This is a genomic window from Haloechinothrix salitolerans (assembly GCF_042662605.1).
Taxonomy (GTDB): domain Bacteria; phylum Actinomycetota; class Actinomycetes; order Mycobacteriales; family Pseudonocardiaceae; genus Haloechinothrix_A; species Haloechinothrix_A salitolerans.
Genome location: NZ_JBHSXX010000001.1, coordinates 65,858 through 83,342, shown reverse-complemented (window position 1 = coordinate 83,342; position 17,485 = coordinate 65,858). Strand labels below are relative to the sequence as shown.

At 66.7% G+C, this 17,485-nt stretch carries 18 protein-coding genes; 13 read left to right on the top strand and 5 right to left on the bottom strand.

Annotated features, from left to right (window positions below; all coding sequences use genetic code 11):
• Positions 1–2: 2 nt before the first annotated feature.
• On the bottom strand, positions 3–845 hold the full coding sequence (locus tag ACFQGD_RS00370) for a transglutaminase family protein (protein ID WP_345391974.1): 843 nt from the start codon (positions 843–845) through the stop codon (positions 3–5).
• A complete protein-coding gene (locus ACFQGD_RS00365) occupies positions 842–1,918 on the bottom strand; it encodes a circularly permuted type 2 ATP-grasp protein (RefSeq protein ID WP_345391971.1) in 1,077 nt (358 codons plus the stop codon). Before ACFQGD_RS00365 ends, ACFQGD_RS00370 begins: the two co-directional genes overlap by 4 nt.
• Before the next feature lie 152 nt (positions 1,919–2,070).
• Between ACFQGD_RS00365 and ACFQGD_RS00360 the strand changes: the two genes are divergently transcribed.
• The 12 genes from ACFQGD_RS00360 to ACFQGD_RS00305 all read left to right on the top strand — a co-directional run bounded on the left by ACFQGD_RS00360 (position 2,071) and on the right by ACFQGD_RS00305 (position 12,758).
• Entirely contained in the window at positions 2,071–2,511 is a 441-nt protein-coding gene (locus ACFQGD_RS00360; protein WP_345391969.1) for a DUF983 domain-containing protein, read from the top strand.
• A gap of 2 nt (positions 2,512–2,513) precedes the next feature.
• The gene (locus tag ACFQGD_RS00355) at positions 2,514–3,365 is read left to right on the top strand and encodes an Fpg/Nei family DNA glycosylase (protein WP_345391966.1); all 852 of its coding nucleotides are present in this window, start codon (positions 2,514–2,516) and stop codon (positions 3,363–3,365) included.
• A 135-nt stretch (positions 3,366–3,500) separates the two neighbouring features.
• Entirely contained in the window at positions 3,501–4,847 is a 1,347-nt protein-coding gene (locus ACFQGD_RS00350) for a histidine kinase (RefSeq protein WP_390183440.1), read from the top strand.
• Between the two features lie 40 nt (positions 4,848–4,887).
• The gene (locus ACFQGD_RS00345; RefSeq protein ID WP_345391960.1) at positions 4,888–5,739 is read left to right on the top strand and encodes a S49 family peptidase; all 852 of its coding nucleotides are present in this window, start codon (positions 4,888–4,890) and stop codon (positions 5,737–5,739) included.
• Positions 5,740–5,823: 84 nt separating this feature from the next.
• Positions 5,824–6,657: a LytR/AlgR family response regulator transcription factor gene (locus ACFQGD_RS00340; RefSeq protein WP_345391957.1), complete on the top strand. Its 834-nt coding sequence runs from the start codon at positions 5,824–5,826 to the stop codon at positions 6,655–6,657.
• Between the two features lie 202 nt (positions 6,658–6,859).
• Positions 6,860–7,171, top strand: coding sequence for a hypothetical protein (locus ACFQGD_RS00335; protein WP_345391955.1), 312 nt, complete (start codon positions 6,860–6,862; stop codon positions 7,169–7,171).
• A gap of 16 nt (positions 7,172–7,187) precedes the next feature.
• A complete protein-coding gene (locus ACFQGD_RS00330; protein WP_345391952.1) occupies positions 7,188–8,984 on the top strand; it encodes a sodium/solute symporter in 1,797 nt (598 codons plus the stop codon).
• Positions 8,985–9,056: 72 nt separating this feature from the next.
• The gene (locus tag ACFQGD_RS00325) at positions 9,057–9,407 is read left to right on the top strand and encodes a rhodanese-like domain-containing protein (RefSeq protein ID WP_345391949.1); all 351 of its coding nucleotides are present in this window, start codon (positions 9,057–9,059) and stop codon (positions 9,405–9,407) included.
• An 81-nt stretch (positions 9,408–9,488) separates the two neighbouring features.
• Positions 9,489–10,469 (top strand): DUF4328 domain-containing protein, encoded by a 981-nt coding sequence (locus ACFQGD_RS00320; RefSeq protein WP_345391946.1) that lies wholly within the window; start codon positions 9,489–9,491, stop codon positions 10,467–10,469.
• Between the two features lie 73 nt (positions 10,470–10,542).
• Positions 10,543–11,439: a DUF5926 family protein gene (locus tag ACFQGD_RS00315; RefSeq protein WP_345391943.1), complete on the top strand. Its 897-nt coding sequence runs from the start codon at positions 10,543–10,545 to the stop codon at positions 11,437–11,439.
• Between the two features lie 13 nt (positions 11,440–11,452).
• The gene (locus ACFQGD_RS00310) at positions 11,453–11,950 is read left to right on the top strand and encodes a SigE family RNA polymerase sigma factor (RefSeq protein WP_345391940.1); all 498 of its coding nucleotides are present in this window, start codon (positions 11,453–11,455) and stop codon (positions 11,948–11,950) included.
• A 13-nt stretch (positions 11,951–11,963) separates the two neighbouring features.
• Positions 11,964–12,758 (top strand): hypothetical protein, encoded by a 795-nt coding sequence (locus ACFQGD_RS00305; RefSeq protein ID WP_345391937.1) that lies wholly within the window; start codon positions 11,964–11,966, stop codon positions 12,756–12,758.
• A 51-nt stretch (positions 12,759–12,809) separates the two neighbouring features.
• Here ACFQGD_RS00305 and ACFQGD_RS00300 read toward each other — a convergent pair whose 3' ends face one another.
• The 3 genes from ACFQGD_RS00300 to ACFQGD_RS00290 form a co-directional block, all read right to left on the bottom strand.
• Positions 12,810–13,352, bottom strand: a complete 543-nt coding sequence (locus ACFQGD_RS00300) for a ferritin (protein WP_345391934.1) — start codon at positions 13,350–13,352, stop codon at positions 12,810–12,812.
• A gap of 96 nt (positions 13,353–13,448) precedes the next feature.
• The gene (locus tag ACFQGD_RS00295; protein WP_345392451.1) at positions 13,449–14,651 is read right to left on the bottom strand and encodes an arginine deiminase; all 1,203 of its coding nucleotides are present in this window, start codon (positions 14,649–14,651) and stop codon (positions 13,449–13,451) included.
• Between the two features lie 84 nt (positions 14,652–14,735).
• Positions 14,736–15,548, bottom strand: a complete 813-nt coding sequence (locus tag ACFQGD_RS00290) for a CPBP family intramembrane glutamic endopeptidase (RefSeq protein ID WP_390183409.1) — start codon at positions 15,546–15,548, stop codon at positions 14,736–14,738.
• A 169-nt stretch (positions 15,549–15,717) separates the two neighbouring features.
• On the opposite strand from ACFQGD_RS00290, the gene ACFQGD_RS00285 reads away from it, so the two are divergent.
• Positions 15,718–17,484, top strand: coding sequence for a BCCT family transporter (locus ACFQGD_RS00285; RefSeq protein ID WP_390183441.1), 1,767 nt, complete (start codon positions 15,718–15,720; stop codon positions 17,482–17,484).
• Position 17,485 lies beyond the last annotated feature (1 nt).

Below are 17,485 nucleotides of genomic sequence, written 5' to 3'. Positions count from 1 at the left end.
GTTCAGCCGAGGCGCGTCAGGTGCACGGCGACGTCAAGGGTCGACGTCCCGCCGCCGGTGAACACGCCTTTGAGCGGGGTGACGTCGGCGTAGTCCCTGCCGCGCGCGACCGACACGTGTCGCGCGCCGACCGCGAGTGCGTTGGTCGGGTCGTACGCCCACCATCCGCCCGTCCACACCTCAACCCACGCGTGGCTTTCGCCGCGCACCGTCCGGCCCGGTTCCGCGCGCGGTTCGCCGTAGAGGTAGCCCGACACGTACCTCGCGGGAATGCCGATCGCGCGCAGCATCACCAGCGCGACGTGGGCGTAGTCCTGGCACACGCCTTCACGCGCCGCCCAGGCGTCGCTCGCCGAGCTGTGGACCCCGGTGCTGCCCGGCCGGTATGTCAGCTGCTCTCGCGCCCAGTGCGTGAGCGCGAATACGGCGTCGGCCGGAGAGGTACGCGCGGAGAGCCTGTGCGCCATCTGATCGAGTTGGGCATCCCGTGGTGTGTACGCGGTGGGTTGCAAGTACTCGGCGTAGGCGTCGATGACGTCGGGTCGGTACAGGTCCGCCCAGGTGTGCGTTCGGACGGGTGAGACCGGGCCGCTGGTCGTGACTACGGATGTCGCGACGACGCTGAACTCCGTGTGCGGCTCGTGTAGATCGAACGCGCTGACCACGGTGCCCCAGTAATCGGTGTAGCGATACTCGCGTGTGGCGGGGGTGGTGTCGAGCCTGCTGGCGACGACGGTTTGCCCACGCTCCGAGCGTGGGGTCAGCCGCGCCTCGTTGTAGGACGTCGTCGCCGGGAGGGTGTAGTGGTACCCGGTGCGGTGCACTACACGCAGTTGCCAGCTCACCACAGCACCGTGGTTTCCACAGTGCTGCCGCGCTGTGGAATGTTGCTTGTGGATAGATCGGTTATCCCCACGGCGTCGGATAGCACGGTGACCGAGACACCATCGTTGACCGCGAACAGTCGCAGGCTCACGGGCGACATATCGGCTGTGGATGGTGCTGTGGATAAGTCGGGAAAGCGCTGATGAGCAGCGTTGACGGGGAGGAAATGCGTGGTGTGGACAGTTTCCTTGTCCACTACGGGCAGGATGGGGTGCTCGCCGAGGTAGTACTCGACGAGCCTTGGCACGAACCTGTGGATAAGTGGGTCCTCGCCGAGTCCGTTACCCGCGGCGTTGGCCAGCGTCACGGATCCCGCGCGTGCCGCGTTGAGTAGGCCCGAGACGCCATGCGCGGAGTCGGGCTGGAAGTGCAGCGGGTCGAGCAGGTCGTCCGCGACGGTCCGGTACAGCACGTCCACCCTGCGGTTATCGTGGTAGACGGTGTTTTCCCGGCACACAAGGCCTCGCCCGGCAACGGTCGTCACGCCGGGCTGCCTGGCGAGTGCTGAGTGGCTTGGCGCGAGTGCGAGCACGACGGGATCGGCCACTCGTGTCACCGCACGCAGTGCCCGGAGCAGGTGCGGCGCCACGTGCGCGGGCCACGCGGGGCAACTCAGGTCGTCCGCGATCGCCCTGAAGGTACCGTGCTCGTCACGGACGACATCGACGCTGGCGACGACAACGCGCACTGGTTGGGAGATACCGACCGCTTCCCTGCGGAACCGCGCGCTCGTGGTGACCAACCGTCGCGGCAGTACACCGTCGGCGAGCACCCTGGCGTCCGCCGTATCGCCATAGACGTCGGAGAGGAAGGCGTCGAGTGCCCGCACCCGCTGCGCGACGCCGCGTTCAAGACGTTCCCACTCAGCCGCTGATGGCAGGCCCTCGGCATGCGGCAGTCCCACGGATAACGTGGGCGCGTCGTTCATCGCTGGCGCGCCGGTCGCGCGCGGGAGTTCCTCCGTGGGATGCGGTCCCATGGCGAGGCTGTGGGTGGTGGGTCGTGCGGGCGGCATATCACGATCCTCACCCACCGTGGCGAGTGTGCACCACCCACCCGTGCCACAGCCGCGCGATACCTGACCGTGGTGCTACCAACTCGTGGCCGACACTCGCGCCAGCGTGTGCTCACACGGTAACGTTGGGTACCCGTGAGGGTTGATGACCGATCGCGACGGGAGCGGCGATGGATCGTCAGGTAAACGGCGCTGACGGACGCACGTGGACCCTGCGGAGTGAGCTGGAATGGCGCACGCCCGCCACGGCGGACGACTTCGAGCACGACGTCGCTGGCGGGTACGTCCCCGCGGCGGTCATGATCGCCGTGATCACGGTGTTCGTCATCGTGCTTGTCGCGTGGCGTCCGGCGGACGTGATCGTGCCAAGCTGGGTGGTGCTAACGATCGCGCTGTTCGCGTTGTTCTTCCCGTTGCGATGGGTGCTGCGCCGACCGTGGAAGGTGGTCGCCGAGACCGACGGTGACCCCGACACGGAGAAGCCGTCCGAACGCTGGGTGGGCACCGTGCGCGGCATGATCAAGGTGCGCACCGAGATGTCGCGGGCGAAGCAGTCGATCGAGCAGCATTCGATTCCGGAGTTCGAGGGCCCGCTGCGGCCGGTCGAGTAGCCATGCCGGAACTTCCCGAGGTCGCGGCGCTCGTCCACTACCTGCGCGAGCACGGCGTCGGGCGGGAGGTCACTCGCGTCGACGTCGCCTCGCTCGCGGCGCTCAAGACGTACGACCCGCCGGTGACGGACCTCGTCGGCCGCACCGTCACCGACGTCGCTCGCCACGGAAAACACCTCGACGTCGTCGCGGACGGCCTGCACCTGGTGATTCACCTCGCGCGGGCGGGCTGGCTGCGTTGGTCGGACTCGCTGCCGCAGGCCCCGCCGAAACCGGGCAGAGGGCCGATCGCGTTGCGGGTGCACCTGGCCGGACCCGGTTTCGACCTCACCGAGGCCGGCACCAAGAAGGGGCTCGCGGTCTGGGTCGTCGCCGACCCGTCAGATGTCGAGAGCGTGGCGCGGCTTGGCCCCGACGCACTCTCGCTCGGCCGCGATGATCTCGCGGGCATCTTGGGAAACAGCACCGCGCGGTTGAAAACCGCCCTAACGGACCAGTCCCTCATGGCGGGAATAGGTAATGCCTATTCGGATGAGATCCTGCATCTCGCGAAGCTTTCGCCGTACGCGACGGCGGGCAAGCTCGATGCCGAGTCGCTCGAGCGGCTCGCGGACGCCATGCGGCAGATCCTCGCCGACGCCGTCGAGCGCTCGGTCGGACAAGAAGCTGCCAGGCTGAAAGGCGAGAAGCGCTCCGGATTGCGGGTGCACGGACGCACCGGACTGCCGTGTCCGGTTTGCGGCGACACCGTGCGGGAGGTGTCGTTCGCGGACAAGTCGTTTCAGTACTGCCCGACATGCCAGACGAAGGGCAAGCCGCTGTCGGACCGCCGGATGGATCGGCTGCTTCGATAACAGTCCGTGAGGGCGTCCCCATGGTGTCTTCACCGCAATGGCCGCCACGAATGACCCGTTCAGTGCACACAATGCACCGAAAGCGGGACGCAACACTCCGCGGGAGCCTTGTCAACGATGCGTGACTGAACGAGCATTAACGGCGTGTTCGACACGTCGCTGTCACAGCTTGTGCCTTGGGGCGTGGCTGTGCTGGCCGTCATCTTCTCGGTGTGGCTCTATATCCGGTCACGCCGACCTGGCAAAGCCACCGAAGACGCCGTCCTGCGTGCGGTGCATCAGCTCTCGCTCGCGGCACCGGACTTGCGGGAAGGTCTCGACCAGGAGGCCGCCGACCGGATCACGCGGCACTTGCTTGACCTGCTCGGCTGCGTTGCCATCGGCATTACTGACGCCGACGGCATTCTGCAGAGCTGGGACGGCGAGGCGAACGACCACTACGTCGACTTCGTCGACTACATCGCCGCCGCGCGCGAGGGCAATCACCGCGAGATCGTCGTGCACGAGAAGCTGCCGTGCGATCGGGGCAACGCCTGCCGGATGCGCACGGCCGTGATCGTGCCGCTGATCGTGGACGGCAAAACCGAGGCTGTGCTGATCGTTGTCGGCAGGAGCAGGGGACAGCGGCTGATCCACATGGCCGACGCCGTCGCGCAGTTCGTGCGCACCCAGTTCGAGCTGGCCAGCCTTGAGGAGTCGAAGCGCGCGCTGCAACAGGCCGAGATCAAGATGCTGCGCGCGCAGATCTCGCCGCACTTCGTCTACAACGCGCTGAACACCATCTCGTCGATGATCCTCACCGATCCGGAGGAGGCCAACGAGCTGCTGCTGGAGTTCGCGGACTTCACGCGCTACTCGTTCCGCAGCTCCGGCATGTTCACCACGCTGGCCGAGGAACTGCGCAACATCGACCGGTACCTCACCATCGAAACCGCCCGGTTCGGCGGCAGGCTGAACGTTCGGCTCAAGATCGCACCCGAGGTGCTGCAGGTCGTCGTGCCGTTCCTGATCGTGCAACCCCTCGTCGAGAACGCCGTCAAGCATGGCCTCGCCAGCAAACCGGGGGGCGGCACCATCACCGTCATCGCCGAGGACGCGGGCAACGAAGCGCTGATCAGCGTGGAGGACGACGGCGTCGGGATGGATCCAGCTCGGCTCGAGGAGTTGCGCGACTCCCACCGCACCGGAGCGCACGTCGGCCTCGGCAACATCAACCACCGGATGCGGCAGCTGTTCGGGCCCGACTATCCGCTGATCGTGGAGACCGCGAAGGGTGCGGGCATGAAGGTCACGCTACGGGTGCCGAAGTTCCACCCGAACGCGCGACCCGACGTGCCGAGCTACACCCCGCCGAAGGAGCAGACGGACGGCTCCGGCTCGCCATTACTGCCGCCGCAACAGCAGGTCACCACGGAGCGGACAAGGCCGACGCGATCCCGCACACCGCCCGCACCGGATGACGTGACGCAGCGAGTGCGCTGACTCCCTTCATTCCACGCGGTTCGCGGCTAGGCTGGACGCCATGAGCGTCACCGACAAGCTGACATCCAGGCTGCCCATGATTCCCGACAGGGGCGACAAGTCCGACGTCGTCTCCGTAGTGAAGCTGCACGGCGTGATCACGCCGCACAGCACGCCGTTCAGCAGGGGAACGCTCAACATCAACTCCGTCGAGTCCGCGTTGCTGCGAGCCTTCAGCCACGACAGGTTGAAAGCCGTCGCGCTGCTGATCAACTCGCCGGGCGGCGCGCCGACGCAGTCCGGCTTGATCGCGGAGCGCGTCCGCCAGCTAGCCGAGGACAAGGGCGTGCCGGTGCTCGCGTTCTGCGAGGACGTCGCCGCGTCCGGCGGATACTGGCTGGCCTGCGCCGCCGATGAGATCTACGCGCATCGAACGTCGATGGTGGGCTCGATTGGCGTCGTCAGCGGCGGCTTCGGATTCTCCGAACTGATCGAGCGGTTCGGGATCGAACGCAGGCTCTACACCGCGGGCGAGAACAAGCGGCGGCTCGACCCGTTCCAGCCGGAGAACCCGGCCGACGTCGCCTGGCTCAAGGACATGCACGAGCAGCTACACCAGCTCTTCGCGGACTGGGTGAAACAGCGGCGCGGCAGCAAGCTGGCCGATGACGCCGACCTCTTCACCGGGGATGTCTGGCTCGGCGGCAAAGCCGAGGAGCTGGGCCTCGTCGACGGCATCGGCACGCTGCGCGAGGTCGTCGCCAAGCGGTTCCCCGACGCGGAGATCACAGTGGCCGAACCGAAGAAACCGCTGCTCGCGAAGCTGGGACTTGGCGCGCCCGCGGCCGCTGGGGTCAGCGCGCTGCTGCACGCGATAGAGCAGCGGACGAGCTGGTCTCGCTTCGGGCTGTAACGGAACGCGGCAGTAGGTGAGCAGGCACCGCGCCGTGCGAAACCACCAGATTCCCTCTGGACATTGTCCGCGGCACTAGGCAGGATGCTTGTTACTGTGAGTACGCATGACAACACCCGGAGGCTCGTCGTCCTCGCTGTTGACGACGAGGAGCCTGGCATGGAGATGCTGACCCATCGGTTGGAGAACAACCCGCACGTCGGCAAGATCTTCAACGCGGTGGACGCTTCCGAGGCGCTGCGCTTCATCTCCTATGGCCATCCGATCCTGGAAGAGCGCAAGGCCAATGGCTTGCCGCCGGTCGACGTCGTGTTCGCCGACATCCACATGCCCGGTCTCACCGGCATGGAGATGGCGCGCGTGTTCGCCGCGCTCAACCCGGCGCCGCTGTTGGTGTTCGTCAGCGGTCATACCGATGAGGCGGTCAACGCCTTCGACCTCGGCGCGGTCGACTACATCCTCAAGCCGTACGAGCAGCCGAGGCTGGACAAGTCGATCGACAGGGTGCTCGAGAAGCTGCGGGAGCGCGCGGAGGACAGCGGCGCCGCCGAGCAGGTAGTACCGGGCGACGACAACGAGGTCATCCCGGTCGAGCTGGCAGGCACCACCAAGTTGGTCCAGCGCAAGGAGGTGCAGTGGGTCGAGGCGCAGGGCGACTACGCTCGGCTCTACACCACCGACGGCTCGTCGCATCTGGTTCGTATCCCACTCGCGCAACTGGAGGAGCGCTGGGGCAAGGCGGGCTTCGTCCGGATCCACCGCTCCTACCTGGTCGCGCAGCGGCTGATCACCGAGCTGCGGATGGGCCAGGGCGGCTACCAGGTCGTCATCGGCAACGGGCAGAAGGTGTTGCCGGTCTCGCGGCGGCACACCCGTGAGCTGAAGGATCGGTTGACCGGCGGCGTGAGGAACGGTTAGCGGCGATGTCCGACGGAGCCCATCGCAGACGGGTACGAAGCCCTGATCCGACACTCGGCAGAAGCAGGCCGTCGATGCCACCGGTGCGGCGGGCGACGGTCGAACGCGTTCCCCGCACGCCCTCGCAGCCAAAAGCGAGCTGGACCAGCCGACCAAGCCCAAGCGAAAGCGGGTAGTGCTCGGCGGTCCTGAGGGAATGCCGGTGCCGTCGTTGCGCTCGCGGATGGAGCTCGCCGAGCAGACCAGCTGGGGCGAGATGTTGATCAGGGATCTGATCAAGGCGTTACTGCGCTGGAGCACCGCGTTCGGCGCGATCATGGTGCTGTTGCTCGGGGGACTACCGCTGCTGTTCTGGCAACAGCCCGGCTTCGCGTCCTTCACCGTTGTGGGTGTCCCTATTGCCTGGCTAATTTTGGGAGTCTTTGTGTCTCCGGTGTTGTTCGTCCTCGGGATCGCCTACGAACGGTTGTCCGAACGGCACGAGCGAGACTTCGTTGACATGATCGAGAGCTGACAGAACTGACACGGCGATGACAGGTTGGGAGATCTCGGCGGCGGCAACGGTCGCGCTCGTCGCGGTCGTTACCTTCTACCTCGGTCGCCGATCGGCCACCCTGCACAACGCGGCGCAGGACTTCGACATGGCGCGCCGCACCGTCCGGTCACGCCGCAACGCGGCGGCGGTTTCCGGTGAGTACCTGTGCGCTGCTTCTTTTCTCGGCATAGCTGGCGCGATCCTTACCGACGGCGCCGACGCGCTCTGGTACCCGATCGGCTTCACGGCCGGCTACCTGGTGCTGATGCTGTTCGTGGCTGCCCCCTTGCGGCGCAGCGGCGCGTACACGCTGCCGGACTTCGTCGAGGCCAGGCTCGACTCCAGGGGGATCCGCTGGTTCGCCAGCCTGATCACGGTGTTGATCGCGCTGCTCTACATGGTGCCGCAGTTGCAGGGCGCCCAGCTCGCGGTGACGACGTTGTTTCCGGTGCCGGATTGGGCCGGTCCGGTCGCGGTGATCGGTGTCGTGCTGGTGACCGTGCTCGGCGGCGGGATGCGGGCGACGACGCTGGCGCAGGCATTTCACTACTGGTTGAAGCTGTTCGCCATCGCCGTGCCCACGCTGGTGCTGTGCGTGGTGTTCATCGGGTCGGGGGGTAAGGGCGCCGCCGCCGGCCTCGCCGACGCCGCGCCGCCCACCCTGCCGCAGGACACCACGGTCACCGTCGACACTCCGGTTAAGTTGCAGGTCAGCACGCCGACGACGTTGTACGCGGACGGCGTCGTCGACGGCGCGCCCGCCAAGGGCGAGGTGTTGTGGTCCGCGGAGGTTCGCCACGATGTCGCCGCTGGTACGACACTGCGGTTCGACGCGGGGACCCCGACACCGGTCGTTGTCGGCGCGCCCGCCGACAACGCCGACTGGCTGGCACCTGGCGGTGGCGATACCTGGGACTTGCTTGGAACGTACTCGCTGCTTACGGCGTTGATGCTGGGCACGATGGGCTTGCCGCACATCCTGGCTCGCTTCTACACCAACCCGGACGGCAGGGCGGCCCGGCGCACCACACTGCACGTCGTGCTGCTGATCGGACTGTTCTACCTGTTCCCGGTGCTGCTTGGCGCGTTGTCACGGCTGTACGTGCCACGATTGCTGGTCACCGGCGAGAAGGACGCCGCCGTGTTGCTGCTTCCGACGTCCGTGCTGCCTGGCATCGGCGGGCAAATCCTGGCGGCCGTGATCGTGGCCGGTGTGTTCTCCGCGTTCCTCGCGGCGACGTCCGGACTGGTCTACAGCGTCGCGGGCGTGATCTCGGCCGACTTGATGCCAGAGCGGGTTCGCGACTTCCGCAGCGCCGCCGTGTTGCTCGCGCTGTCCGCGCTCGGCATCGCGCTCGTGCCGAGGCAGCCGGACATCGCGCACGGCATCGCGATCGCGTTCGCCCTGGCGGCATCGACGTTCTGCCCGGTGCTCGTGCTCGGCATCTGGTGGCGTGGGCTGACCGCCAAGGGCGCTGCCGCGGGCATGTTCGTTGGCGGGGTCGCGGTGCTCACCGCGCTCGGGCTGGATATCGCCAGCGATTACACGGGCGGCTGGGCGCCGGTCCTCCTGGAGCGGCCCGCGCTGCTGTCGGTGCCAGCTGCGTTTATCACGGCCGCGCTTGTCAGCCTCGCGAGCAGGAACACCGGGAGCGCGACGGTCAACAACTTCATGCTGCGAATGCACGCCCCTGACCGGCTCGGGTTCGTCACCGACGCCGCGATCCCGCGTTACGGCCGCGCCGAGGAGCGCATCCGACTCGGCCACGGCCAGGGCCGCCACCGTCGGTAGCCCGTCGTGCCGCCGAGGTCGCCACGCCACGGCTCACGCGCAGGCAACACGGGTCCGTGGCACCATCGAGGTGTGCTGTTCGCAGAAGACGTACCGACCGCATCGGTGAAGGACCTGCCTGAATCCGACCTTGTGCTGCTCGACGTGCGCGAACCCGATGAATGGCAGGCTGGCCATGCCCCCGAGGCGGTGCACATGCCGCTACGGGACGTCCCAGCACGCATGGGAGAGCTGGCCGATTTCCCCGACGACAAGCCGATCTACGTCGTCTGTCGCACCGGAGGCCGTTCCGAGCAGGCGACGGCGTTCCTCAACGCCAACGGTTTCGAAGCGGTCAACGTCGCCGGTGGCATGAAGTCATGGCAGACCGAGGGCAGGGACATGGTCGCCGATCATCCGGACGTCGCACCCACGGTCTTGTGAGCCATGTCCGGTGCCTGGCAGTACCAGGGACACGGCCGGCGCCCTCCCGTGTCCGGCCCGGCGCGGGGTGGCGTCCGGTGGGTGGCGCTCACACCGCACTCACCCGCGCTCCGGCGCACGCCGAGGCAGGAGCCGTACACCGGACCGCCGTCCTATCCCGCGCCGCCGAAATGGGGCTTTCCCAACCTGGTCTGGCGGTTGCCGACGCGGGTACCTGGCACCGCGACCACCAAGCAGGATCCCGCTGAAGCGCAGCGCACTATCGGTATCGGCGCGATCGTCGCGCTGCTCGCGCTGGCTGCGTTCACCACGCTCGCCGCGTGCGCGGAGTTGTGGCGTTACGCGCTGCTGGTGCGGAGCAGGGACGCCGCACTGAGCGCCGGTATCGTGCAGGCGTCGGACACGCTCGTCGTGTGGCTGTACCTGGCGACGGTGCCGCTGCTGTCGCTCGTCGCCGTCATCCTCACGTTCGCGTGGCTGCTGCTCGCCCGTGCCGCCGCCGCGCACCGATCCGGCTACGATCCGCCCCGGTCGTTGCTCGGTGTCATCCTGCGGGTCTTCGCGCCGTGGCCGGCGGTGGGGCTCGTCCTCGGCCTGTTATGGCTGGTCGCGACGGTGGTACCCGCCGTGGAACGGGTCGCGGTGACGCTGATGCCGGTGGCCGCGCTCGGCGTGCTGGTGGTGTGTCTCGTGCTCACCGGCCCGGTCGTCGTCGAGTTGGAGCACGCCGCGCTCGGCAACGGGCACAGCAAGCCACGTCCGTCCCGGTTGGCACTGGCATGGTGGGCAGCCTGGGTCTGCAACGGCGTACTCGTCGCGCTGACAGCGATCTGGCGCACGCGAGACGGCCTGCAACAACAGGCTGACGCCGTGGCACTGACCGCGGTCACCAACATCGCGGCCGCGGTGCTCGCGGTGTTGACGGTGCTGGTGATCCGCAGGGTCATGGCGCTACTCGCGCCGCGTTCGCGACGTCCGCCGCGGCGGTTTCGCGTGGTTGACGTGCGCGGGGCGCCCGAGCCGGAGTTGCGAACGACGCGCCCAGCGAGTGCGCGCAGGTAGCCGCCGGGTAGCGTCACGCACGGGCGACCTGCCCGAGCACCATCGTGATGACGACTTTCCGAGGAGGACGGACGTGGGCAAGGGCTCCCGCAAGGCACGGACGACGCGCAGGGCGGAGAACAAGCGCCGCAAGGTTCGGGATGTCTTCGTCGGCAGACCGTTCGAGGGACTCGCCGCCGAGCCGGAGCTGATAGCGCTTCGGGAGTTCGTCCCCTCCGCGACCGCGAAACTGACATTGGCCGAGTCAGTGGACGCCGAGGGCGACAAGGAGGTCACGCTGGCGAGCGTGCTGCCCGGCGCCGCCGCCGCGATGGTGCGCGCCGACGGCGAGCGGTTCGTTGGCCTGCAGGTGCAGACCCGGTCGTCCGACGTCAGCAGGGACCTCGGCCGTTCGCTGCGCTGGGTGCTCGACGCGGAACCGGGCGCGGTGCTCGCGGCGCCGGACACCACAAGCGAGCCGGGCGAGAACGAGCGGCTGCAAGATCTGCTCGTCCCGGACGCCGAGCTTGAGCCGGAGCTGCACGAGGACTTCTCGTGGTGGATGGACTCCGACACCGAGCCCACCGGTGAGGTCGCGCTCTCGCTGGAGCGGGCGAACGCGGCGATTCAGCCGTCCGAGCGCATCGGCCCGGCCGCGTACTGGGTGCACGCTGGCGAAAAGGCGCACCTGCGCTGGGTGCGGCAGGAGGACGAGAACGAAGTCCTCAAGGCACTCGCGAGGCTGTCGGTGCGGGATGAGCTCGCGCTCGGTGAGGACTCCCGGTACGCGGGATCGTTCCGGGCGCACGGCCTGCTGGTCCCGGTGTGGGATCTTGACCCCGACGCGCACGCTCGGGAGTGGATCGAGCCGACGAAGCAGCTTGGCGCGCGGCTGGAGGAGGCGCTGGCCAGTCTGGCGGATCAGCCGCTCGACGCCGCGGAACGACGAGCACGGGACGGGTTGATCGGCCGTCAGTTCACGCTCCGCTGACTAGGAGGCTTCGGTGGGAAACGACCTCACGGACTTCGGGGAGTTCGTTGAGGCCGAACTGCCTGGACTCTTGCGTTACGGCTACGTACTCACCGGAAACCCGCACGACGCGTCCGATCTGGTGCAGACCGTGCTTGAGAAGATCGGCTCGAAGTGGCCGAGCATCAGGCGGAAGACGTCAGATCCGGTCGCCTACATCAGGCGGTCGATGGCGAACGCGCACATCAGCAGGTGGCGGCGCGTCAAACGAGAGACGTTGGTCGCCGAAACGCCGGAACATCGCGGGTATACCGAGGCCGATCCTTTTGAGCACGAACCGCTCGTCCGTGCGGTACGGGAACTGCCACCGAGGCAACGTGCCGTCATCGTGCTGCGTTACTACGAGGGACTCTCCGAAAACGAGATCGCGGAGGCGCTCGGAATCAGCACGGGAACGGTAAAGAGCCAAGCAAGTAAGGCAATATCGACACTTCGAACAAAAGTCGACTACCCGGTCGAGAGCGACGGATGAAAGGAGGCCGGACGTGAATCAGCAGGATGACTCCGACATCACCGACGGCCTCCGGACGTCATTGTCCGATGACCGGTTCGCGCTGCGGCCGACGGCATCGGCGCGGGAGACGATCGTGGCCGCCGCGCGCAGGCGGCGCAGGCGGCGCGAGGTCGGTTACGCCACTGGCGGCTCGCTCGCCGTCGCTGGTGTGCTGCTCGGTGGGTTCGTGCTGGTGAGCCCGCCGCAGCCGGAAGATGGCACGACGTTGGCTGAGGACGTGCCGTCGACGTCCGCGCCAGGGACGGCTGGAGCTGAGGCCCGCGCGGAATCGGGACCAGCACGGCGCGGTACTCCGATGGCGACCGGTCCTGACGGGGCGACGCGGGAGCGGATGTTGCCCGCGCCCGGTGATGCCTCGGCGCGGCCGATGGAGATCGGTCCCGATGGCTACCGATCGCTCCGGCTCGGCATGTCGTACGACGAGGTGCGCCAGACCGGCATGCTCGCGGACCCGAACATGCCGCCGCCGAAGGACTGCACCAGGTACCAGCTTGCCGAAGGCGATCAGGCGGTGCGTCACATCCTCGTCTCCGAGCGAGCGGGCCTTGCCGCCGTCTTCGCGAACAAGGCGAGTACACCGGAAGGCATCGCCGCCGGTTCGACTCGCCAGGAGCTCGAACGCACCTACGACGCGACCGAAGCCGACGACCCCGCGCTATACGAGATCCCGACAGGGCGGGGCGGCCATTACGTGTTCGGCATCGACGGCGAACGGGTCAGCGAAGTCGTGCTCGTGGCCGATGAACAGGACTGCGGGCTGCCCTGACAGATGCCAGAGCAGCCCGCGGCACGTTAGCGGAGAAGGGCCGGTCGCGTTTTACAGCGCGCCGCCCGCGACAGGGGGCATGGTGGGATCGGCGCCGCCGCCATCGTCCTCGCGGTCGAGGAACTTCTCCACCTCGAACATGTTGCCCTGCGCGCGCTTGGCGATGTTCAGCAGCGTTGACATCTGCGCGATCTCCTCGACCTGTTCCTTGAGGAACCACTGCATGAATTGCTCGCCGGTGTAGTCGTCCTCGCCGCGCGCCGTCTTGGCCAGCGTCTCGATGTCGCTTTTGACGTCCTTCTCTTGGGCCAGCGCGAGCTCGATCAACTCGACCGGATCGGAGAAGTCGTTGCGGACCTGCCCCGTGCCAGGGATCTCGACGTGGTGGTCGGTGTCGAGCAGGTACTGAACGATCGCGAGCGCGTGATTGCGCTCCTCGACAGCCTGCGCGTAGAAGCGCTTGGCCAGTCGCGGCAGGTCTTCCTTGTCGAACCACACCGCGAGCGCGATGTATTGCTGCGACGCGGTGAACTCGTTCTGGACCTGTTGCTGCAGTAGCTCGTAAAACTTGGAACGGGGTTCTTTGGTGGTCATATTTCGACACTAACCCGATCGCGGAACGCATTTCCACCGCGATTCAGTGAGATGCGTCAATTTGTGTGCACTTACTTAGGAAAGGGTTCACTCAATTCACTTAGGCTTTCCTTGGTAGGGAATAGAATCGCGCGAAATAGGGCACGACATACAGTGCGGGCCGCCTCTTCCCGACCCGAGTTCCGACCCGGCGATCGGCAGCACCTCGATGCCGTCTTGCTCCAGTCGCGCGTTCGTCTCGACGTTGCGCTCGTAGCCGACGACCGTTCCCGGCGCGATGGCCAGGGTGTTGTTGCCGTCGTCCCATTGCTCGCGTTCCGCGGTGACCGGGTCGAGACCGGTGTCGATCACCCGAAGGTGGTCGATGTCCATGGCGTCGGCGGCCGCGGTGAGAAACGGCGTTGGGCCGTCCACCCGCAGCCCGCCGTTGTCGTCGCGGAGCGTGTAGGCGATCAGCTCGTCGCGTGCGAGCGGATACATCACGACGGCGTCGATGTCGACCATCGTGCACACGGTGTCCAGGTGCATCGTGGCCCTGCGCTGCGTGATCGGCACGGCGAGGACGGTGTGCGCGAGGTCGTCGGCGAACACCGACCGCGCCAGCGACTCGGCGCCCGCCGCCGTCGTGCGCTCCCCGACGCCGATGGCGAGCACGCCGGGTGCCAGCAGCAGCACGTCGCCGCCCTCGACCGGTGCGTGGTGTGAGCCGTACGCGAGTTCGGTGTCCGCGAAGCGTGGATGGTGATCGTAGATCAGGTCGAGCAGCGACGTCTCCCTGCGCCGGGCGGGCATGGCCAGCGAGGCGACCGCCGCCGTGTCCGCGATCCACACGGACGAGTCGCGGGTGAACAGCAGGTTCGGCAGCGGATCGATGGCGAAGTCGTGCGGATGGTTCATCTTGCGCACCAGCGATGCGCCCTCGGCGGCGGGCAACTCCTCGAATGTCATGCCAGCGATGAGCGCGTGCGCCAGTGACTCCGCGTCCACACTGGACAGATGGGAGCTGACGACGTCGGCGAGGTCGGTGCCGAGCCTACGGCGGTCAACGGCCGCCCGCACGCCAGCCTCGTGCGCAGCCGGTTCCGCCAACGCGGTGCACAGCATGTCGGTGAGCAGCAGCACCTCGACACCTCGGGAGCGCAAGACGTCGGCGAACTGGTCGTGCTCGTCCTGCGCGCGAGCGACCCAGGGGATTGAGTCGAACAGCAGCGTGTCGTTGTTGCGTGGCGTGAGCCGTTTCAGCTCGTCACCGGGCCGGTGCAGCAGCACGGTCCGCAGCCGCCCGACTTCACTGTCCACACGGGCCACGGGGCGTTCGGTGTCGATCGTCACGGGGACGAGCGTAATCGCGCGGTGCGGCGGTCGGCAGCGCGCGATCGCGGGTTAGGGCAGCCAGGGGAGAAGCGGCTTGAGCAGTGCGTATCCGACGAACGCGACGAAATCCAGCAGGAAGTGCGCCAGCACGAGCGGCCACAACCGGTTGGTCCGCTGCCAGACCCTGCCGAGGATGAGTCCCATCACCACATTGCCGAAAAAGCCAGCGGCGCCTTGATACAGGTGATATGCACCCCTAAGCACCGATGACAACAGCAGCGAGGAGTTCGCCGACAACCCGAGTTGGCGCAGGCGCGTGAGGAGGAATGCGACGAGAAGGACTTCTTCGGCGAAGGCGTTGCCGAGGGCGGACAGCGTCAGCGTGATCGGCCGCCACCACGTCGCGTCGAGTAGCGAAGGCACGACGGCGACGCTGAATCCCAGCTGCCAGCTGACCAGGTACAACGCCAGTCCCGGAATGCCGATCACCGCGGCGAGCGCGACGCCGATCCCGATGTCGCGGCCATCGATGCGAACGGGGAGTCCCACCTTGGCGAGTGAGAATCCGGCCCGCCAGAGCAGGTACAACCCCAACGCACCCCACGCGATCAGCTGCCCGGCGCCGAGTAACTGCTTGAGCAGGTCGATCGTGGCGATGTCGGCCTGGGGACGGTGCAGCGCGACCTGCTGGTCGGACAGCGCCCCGGCGCGGAGCAGCGACTCCACCAGCGAGAGGAGGCTGCGTAACGCGGAGAGGCCGAGCGTGATGGCGAATACGATGACGATCTCAACCATGATCGCCCTGCGCTGTCCGTCGTCAGTGACCACACTGTGTGACGGTGCGGGTGCTGGGTTGAGCCAGTTCCGGAAGTTCCTTAACACTGTTTCATGTTCGCTGGTAGGGAGGTAACGCCTGGTCAGAGAGGTGACAGCGGTCGGCTCATGCTATTGGAGTCAGTGAAACCGCAGCTTAGCAACCTATTTGTTATTCCGTCGGTATAGCGTCCGGGCTGCAACGCACGAGGATTAGCCCGAGCTGCCGAGAGGAAGGATAAGTCTCGTGGCGGAATCGTCAGCTGCTGAGCCCGGCACAGCCGGGCCGCAGCCTTGGTATAAAGCAATTCATGGGCCGGTGTTCTGGCCGTCAGCGGTCATCATCGCAGGGTTTGTCCTCTTCGCGGTGATCGCGCCAGACACGGCGAACGAAACCATCACGAATGTTCAGACATTCATCGTCGAGAAGGTTGGTTGGTATTACACCATCATCGTCTCGCTGTTCGTGGTGTTTTCACTATGGGTCGGGCTCGGTCACTACGGTGACATCAAGCTTTCCCCGCAGGACGAGGAAGCCGAGTTCGGTCTTGGTTCCTGGTTCGCGATGCTCTTCGCGGCGGGCATGGGTATCGGCCTGGTGTTCTGGGGGGTCGCGGAGCCGCTGAACCACTTCGCGAACCCGAAGCCCAGCTTGGGAGTGGACGCCGAGAGCAACGCCGCGCGATTCGCGGGCGAGGGCGGTGTCGATGCCACCGGTGGTCCGGTGAGCAACGTCGACATCGCTGAGCAGTCGATGGTGCAGACCTTCCTGCACTGGGGCATTCACCCGTGGGCGATCTACGTGGTCGTCGGTCTCGCGGTCGCCTACATGGTGCACCGGAAGGGCAAGTCGATCTCCATTCGCTGGGTGCTCCAGCCGCTGCTCGGGGACAAGGTGAAGGGTCCGATCGGTGACGCCGTCGACATCGCGGCGATCGTCGGCACGCTCTTTGGCGTGGCTACCTCGCTCGGATTCGGTGTGACCCAGGTGGCGTCTGGGCTGAGCTTCCTCGAGATCGTTGACGAGCCGACCGACCTGCTGCTCGTCATTCTCATTGGCGCCATCACCCTTGTCGCGATCGTCTCGGTGGTCACGGGTGTCAAGCGAGGCATCAAGTACCTGTCGAACACCAACATGGTGATCGCGGCATTGATCATGCTCTTCGTGTTGTTCACGGGGCCGACGCTCTATCTGCTCCGTGACTTCGTCGAGAACATCGGTCTCTACCTGCAGAACCTGCTGCAGTTGAGCTTCGACACCACCGCCAACGAGGGCCCATCGGGCGCTAGCTGGCAGGGCAGCTGGGCGATGTTCTACTGGGGCTGGTGGATCTCGTGGGCCCCCTTCGTCGGTGTGTTCATCGCGCGGATCTCCCGTGGTCGCACCATCCGTGAGTTCGTCGCCGGTGTGCTGCTCGTGCCCACCGCGTTGTCGTTCCTGTGGTTCACCGTCTTTGGTGGCTCCGGCATCTTCCGTGAGCTGTTCGGTGGTGGCGGTCTCGTCACCCTCAACGAAGACGGCGACCCGACGGTGGCAACGGAGGGCTCGCTGTTCACCGTGCTGGATGGGCTGCCAGGCGGGACGATCGTCATCGGCATCACGATCATCTTGATCGTGCTGTTCTTCGTAACGTCCTCGGACTCCGGTTCGCTGGTGGTCGACATGCTCGCCTCCGGTGGTGACCCCGAGCCGCCGACGTGGAGCCGTGTGTTCTGGGCCTCGATGGAGGGGCTCGTGGCGATCGCGCTGCTGCTGGCAGGCGGGCTTGCCGCGTTGCAGATGATGGCGATCGTGATCGCCTTGCCGTTCAGCGTCGTGATGCTCGCGATGTGTGTCTCGACGCTGAAGGAGCTCAGGCAGGAGCGTGCGATCATGCTGCGTATACAGCGCAGGCAGCAACGTGAGGAGATCACGGAGCATGTCTCGCAGAACCTGATCGAGGAAGGACTCGTCGAACCGAACGGCGGCGACGGGTCCAAGGCTACGGCCAAGACCTCGCGCTAGG